This window comes from Psychromonas hadalis ATCC BAA-638, from assembly GCF_000420245.1.
Taxonomy (GTDB): domain Bacteria; phylum Pseudomonadota; class Gammaproteobacteria; order Enterobacterales; family Psychromonadaceae; genus Psychromonas; species Psychromonas hadalis.
Window position 1 is genome coordinate 1 of sequence record NZ_ATUO01000213.1, and the last position, 5,144, is coordinate 5,144.

Sequence of the window (5,144 nt, forward strand, 5' to 3'; positions counted from 1 at the left end):
GAAACGTGGTGGCAATTTAGATAAAAGAACTAAGGAAGGCCAAGTTGCTATTCTTTTGTCTACAGATCGTAGTAACCACATGATTGACGGTGTTTTATCTGAGGATACTGCATCTGAAATTCAGCGACATTTAGCACCTCATATAAGCAATAATTCGGTGTTATGTAGTGATGGTGCATGGGCTTATGTGAGCATTGCTAAAATGACACATTGTAATCATAAGCGATTAATTAGTGGTAAAAATAGAGTGATAGATAGCATTTATCATATTCAAACCGTCAATGGAGCGATTGCTCATTTCTAAGGGTGGATTGATGTAAAAATGCGAGGAGTTGCAACAAAGTACTTGTCGCATTATCTTGCTTGGTTCAGGGAAAGTCGTTCAAACCCTAATTATCAGCAAATTTTACAATTTGCATATGGGGGACAACAGTAAAATGGAACAGAGCCATAAATTTACAGTCTTTGTGTCAGAATTCATTTAATGTCTCGTATGGTTTTTTGTTTTGTCTAGTTAACAAACATTTTACCATGCCGAAACATTAACTTATTTAATATCATACAATTAGATGCCAATTATTGTTTTATTTCAACTCCGAAACTTGAGTAATTAAATACAAAAAAAACCTTATGATATATTCTGTTAAGCCCTCCCCCTCATACTGGAGATAAAAATGACACACCCTATTATTAATGATCTGAAGAAACGTTATACCACGAAAAAATATGATCCGAACCTACGTGTTTCACAACCAGACTTAATGGTGATTATTGAAGCGATGAGACTCTCTTCCTCCTCTATTAATTCGCAACCTTGGAAATTTATCATCATTGAAAGTGATGCTGCTAAACAACGCATGCATGATACGTTTGCAAATAACTTTCAGTTTAACCAACCTCATATAAAAACGGCTTCACATATTATTTTATTTGCCCATAACCCGTATTATAAACGTGAAAATTATGCACAAGTCATTGAGCAAGATATTAAAAATCAGCGTCTGCAAGAAGACCAACGTGAGCAAGCCTTTGGCGCTTATGCATTTGTTGATTTAAATACGGATGAAACGGGTAATAATGCACCTTGGACAAAAGCACAAACCTATTTAGCACTGGGTAATACACTACACACGTTAGCGCGTCTAGGCATTGACTCCACAGCCATGGAGGGGATTGATAGTGATTTAATTAGCAAAGAGTTTGCGATTGAACTCGATGGTTATCAGTGTGGTGTTGCATTAGCAATTGGTTATCACCATAAAGAGCAAGATTATAACCAACCGCTGCCAAAATCGCGCTTAACAACAGAGCAAGTGGTGCAAATTTTATAAGCATAAAGCCCTAACTAGCGGACTATTTAGGGCTTTTTTCTGTTTTTTTGAGAAGTAACGATTAATATTTATCAGTAAAATCAGCGACAACAATCACCTTTTCAACTCAGAATATCTAGAAAAATCACCCCTTAACCAAAACTCAGGTTACTTAATACGTTAATAGTCACATATGGTTATGGTGCTCAATAAGCCTCACTCATCAACACCTGATAAAACAGCGTATCACGTAACATCTTTTTTCTTTCAATAAAACATTCAAAAAAACCAATAGATTAAGATCAATGCGTGCTAATTTTTGATCTAATGACATTGTTTACTCCTTGCAACGTTATACCGAAGGTATTAATCTTTTTTCTCAATGGTGACCTGAATATTTTTACTGTTACCTGCAAACCACTTTTGCAGGTACAAACTACCCACAATCGGCGCTTGTCCCTCTTCAGGAACCTCTTTATAACGAATGCTGTTTTTGGTTTCTTTTTCGATTTCAAAATTAACGGTTTTACTGCTCATTTTCACTCTCCTGTAACATTGCCTTTTTAAGGGCTTTTTTTTCTTTACGACGACGTTTAAAAAAATCACTGATTTTAGTGGCACACTGCTCGGCATAAATGCCAGAAGTCACCTCAATTTGATGATTCAATTGTTCACTGCGCACTAAATCAAACACGCTACCCGCAGCCCCTGTTTTGTAATCACCCGCCCCATAAACGAGACGTTTAATACGTGCATGCACTAAAGCACCCGCACACATTGGACAAGGTTCTAAGGTGACATAAAGGGTGCAGTCAATAAGGCGGTAATTTTTAATCACCTGCCCAGCACTGCGAATAGCCATAATTTCAGCGTGCGCACAGGCATCGTGATTTAAGATAGAAAGGTTCCAGCCCTCGCTGATCACCTGATCATCTTTGACCAATACAGCACCAACGGGGATCTCATTTTCAAGCTCCGCTTTATCCGCTAATAATAAAGCGTAATCCATCCATTTTTCATCATTCTGTTGCTGTGATAGCACTACAGCACCAACGAATAATAGAGTTCGTTTAGCTCAAAACCGTAAACGAGATAGATCCAACCTGCAATCGCAAGGTAGGGGCCAAAGGGCATTGGGCGACTCTGTTTATCTTTTGAAGTAGCAATCACGGCAATACCGATAATCGCCCCAGCAAATGAAGAGAGTAAAATAATCAGTGGCAATGCTTGCCACCCAAACCATGCTCCAAGCGCGGCTAATAGTTTAAAATCACCATAACCCATGCCCTCTTTACCCGTGATTAATTTAAAGCCCCAATAGATAGACCATAAACTTAAGTAACCAATTACCGCACCTAATACGGCATCCGTTAAACCAACAAACGTGCCTGATATGTTAATGATTAAACCAAACCATAGCAGCGGTAACGTGAGTTGATCGGGTAATAACATGGTATCAAAGTCAATAAAGGTCAGCGCAATCAATACCCATGTAAAACCCAGAGCAAACAGCAGAGGCCAGCCAAATGGGATAACATAAGCCACCGCAAGCGACATAAGCCCTGTTAATAGTTCGATACTTGGATAACGCTTACTGATTTTACAAGCACAGTGTTTACAACGACCTTTTTGAAATAACCAGCTAATCAGTGGGATATTTTCAGTTGAGCCAATCAAATGGTTACATTTAGGACAACGAGAACGAGGTAATACCAGATTAAATACTTCATCATCTGTTTCTATCTTCGCTTCAGGAAAACACTCTGCACACTCAGCCTTCCACGAACGTTCCATCATCACGGGTAAACGATAAATAACCACATTTAAGAATGATCCTATCAATACGCCTAAGATGATCACCGAGGCATAAAGCAGTTCAGGTACCTGCTCCATCAACATTATAAAATCATTCATTTAACGGTTACCTTATGCTTCAGCAGGTGGATAGATTTCATCATCTGTAAAAAAGTAAGCTATTTCGCGTGACGCTGACGCTGGACTATCTGAGCCATGTACGGCGTTATAACGCATTGATTCAGCAAAATCTGCACGAATAGTACCTTTATCCGCTTGCGCGGGATCTGTTTTTCCAATCACTTTACGGTAATGAGTAATGGCATCTTCACCCTGCAAAACCTGTACTGTAATAGGCCCTGATGTCATAAACTCAACCAGAGGTTCAAAGAACTCTTTACCTTTATGCTCAGCATAAAAGCCCTCAGCTTGCGCTTGTGTTAGATGTAACATTTTAATCGCAACAGGTGTTAAACCCGCCTGTTCAAAACGGGCTAATATTGTGCCAATAAGCTGTTTAGCAACAGCATCTGGTTTAATTATTGAAAGTGTTCTTTGTAATGGCATAATAACTACTCAAAAAAGATGAATTGAACGCGCAATATAACCAGTTAAACTCAGTGCAGCAATAGGAATATAGGTATATGAAATCGCAGCTCACATTTCCTTCAATAAACGGGATACTCAAATCTATTTGGGTGGGATTTATATTACTGATGATCACAACAAGCCTAGCAGTTGCTTTTTACCCTAAATCCCCCGAACATTTAACGCTACTCACTCAAAACCAACAAACCTATCAGGCAAATTGCCCCACATTATCGGCAATTAAAAACAGCACTCACGCAACGCTCACTTCACCCTTTACCCTCTTGAATTGGAATATTTATAAACAGCAAAAAAAAAATTGGCAAAACAGTTTAAAAGCGTGGGCAAAAAATGCTGATTTTATCACTCTACAAGAGGCTAAATTATCGCCAGAACTAATTAGTTTCAGCAAAAAAAACAACCTGTTTTATCTGCAAAATTACGCATTTAAACATAACAACTCTATTTTTGGGGTTAATACGCTCAGCAAAATAACCCCATTTTTAGTATGTGGATCTGCTTATAGTGAGCCATGGATCTTAGTGCCAAAAACAGGTCTTGCCAGTTATTACGCCATCAAAAACAGTGAAGATTCACTGTTAATTATTAATTTACATGGGGTTAATTTCACCTTTAGTGAGCGCCCTTTAATCAAACAGTTAAAACCCTATCTCGCCTTAATAAAAACACATCAAGGGCCCATCATTTTTAGTGGTGATTTTAACACTTGGAGTGAAATAAGATTAATAGCGGTTGAGCAATCATTAATAAAAGCAGGGTTTTCAGAAGCACTATTTGATGATGACCAACGCTTACATATTTTTGGTTTGCCACTCGATCATATCTATTTTCGTGGTTTAAAGGTGATTAAAGCTGAAAGCCTCACAACGGATGCATCGGATCATAGTCCGCAGGTGGTGATGTTTGCTATTGCCCCTTAGAAAGGGTTCACAGAGCTTACCCGCTCATAATACTAAACTGACGTTCCCACTTTCGAGGCGATACATATGTTTCTGGAGGCGATGCTTTAGCTTTGCGTGTTTTGACCTTGGTTTTACGGCGACAACAAACAAGGCAGGACTAAAGTCCCACTTCCGAGGGATAATTAGCTTACTTTTGGGAAGTGGGACTTTAGTCCTGCGTGTTTTCATTTATATAAAGAGAGGTTAACCCCCTAAATCACTGAGTCGGTAGTTAACTGTACTTAACTTGTATTATTTAAACTCGCTTCTCCTGTCTTGACCCCTGCAGTTAATAATACCAAACGAATTTAATTTATGATCATTTTTAGGACGTGAGGTTTTAGCCTCGCCTTTACTCTTTGTGCAGCTAAAGCAGCACGTCCAAATAAAAAACGGATCACCTTTTTAATTCCTTTGGTATAAACAGGCAAGGTTGTGCTTTATTATGAGTATCTATATTTGGGGAGGATATCTTTATTGGAGTAAGAAT

6 protein-coding genes and 1 pseudogene are annotated in these 5,144 nt (G+C 38.6%); 3 read left to right on the plus strand and 4 right to left on the minus strand.

The window, feature by feature from the left end; all coding sequences use genetic code 11:
• Nucleotides 1–436: pseudogene (locus G322_RS21970) on the plus strand (IS1595 family transposase); the annotation flags it as partial.
• Nucleotides 437–674: 238 nt separating this feature from the next.
• Complete coding sequence (locus G322_RS0117420) at nucleotides 675–1,331, plus strand: NAD(P)H-dependent oxidoreductase (protein ID WP_022942980.1); 657 nt, start codon at nucleotides 675–677, stop codon at nucleotides 1,329–1,331.
• Nucleotides 1,332–1,676: 345 nt separating this feature from the next.
• Here G322_RS0117420 and G322_RS23795 read toward each other — a convergent pair whose 3' ends face one another.
• Genes G322_RS23795 through ndk form a run of 4 tightly spaced genes read right to left on the minus strand, consistent with a single transcriptional unit; the run spans nucleotide 1,677 to nucleotide 3,671 of the window.
• Nucleotides 1,677–1,847: a hypothetical protein gene (locus G322_RS23795; protein WP_022942982.1), complete on the minus strand. Its 171-nt coding sequence runs from the start codon at nucleotides 1,845–1,847 to the stop codon at nucleotides 1,677–1,679.
• Nucleotides 1,837–2,352, minus strand: a complete 516-nt coding sequence (gene tadA / locus G322_RS0117435; RefSeq protein WP_022942983.1) for a tRNA adenosine(34) deaminase TadA — start codon at nucleotides 2,350–2,352, stop codon at nucleotides 1,837–1,839. The genes G322_RS23795 and tadA overlap by 11 nt, the downstream gene beginning before the upstream one ends.
• Entirely contained in the window at nucleotides 2,352–3,224 is an 873-nt protein-coding gene (locus tag G322_RS0117440; protein ID WP_022942984.1) for a prepilin peptidase, read from the minus strand. Before G322_RS0117440 ends, tadA begins: the two co-directional genes overlap by 1 nt.
• A 12-nt stretch (nucleotides 3,225–3,236) precedes the next feature.
• Entirely contained in the window at nucleotides 3,237–3,671 is a 435-nt protein-coding gene (gene ndk, locus G322_RS0117445; RefSeq protein WP_022942985.1) for a nucleoside-diphosphate kinase, read from the minus strand.
• 77 nt (nucleotides 3,672–3,748) lie between these two features.
• Between ndk and G322_RS0117450 the strand changes: the two genes are divergently transcribed.
• Entirely contained in the window at nucleotides 3,749–4,633 is an 885-nt protein-coding gene (locus G322_RS0117450) for an endonuclease/exonuclease/phosphatase family protein (protein ID WP_022942986.1), read from the plus strand.
• Nucleotides 4,634–5,144 lie beyond the last annotated feature (511 nt).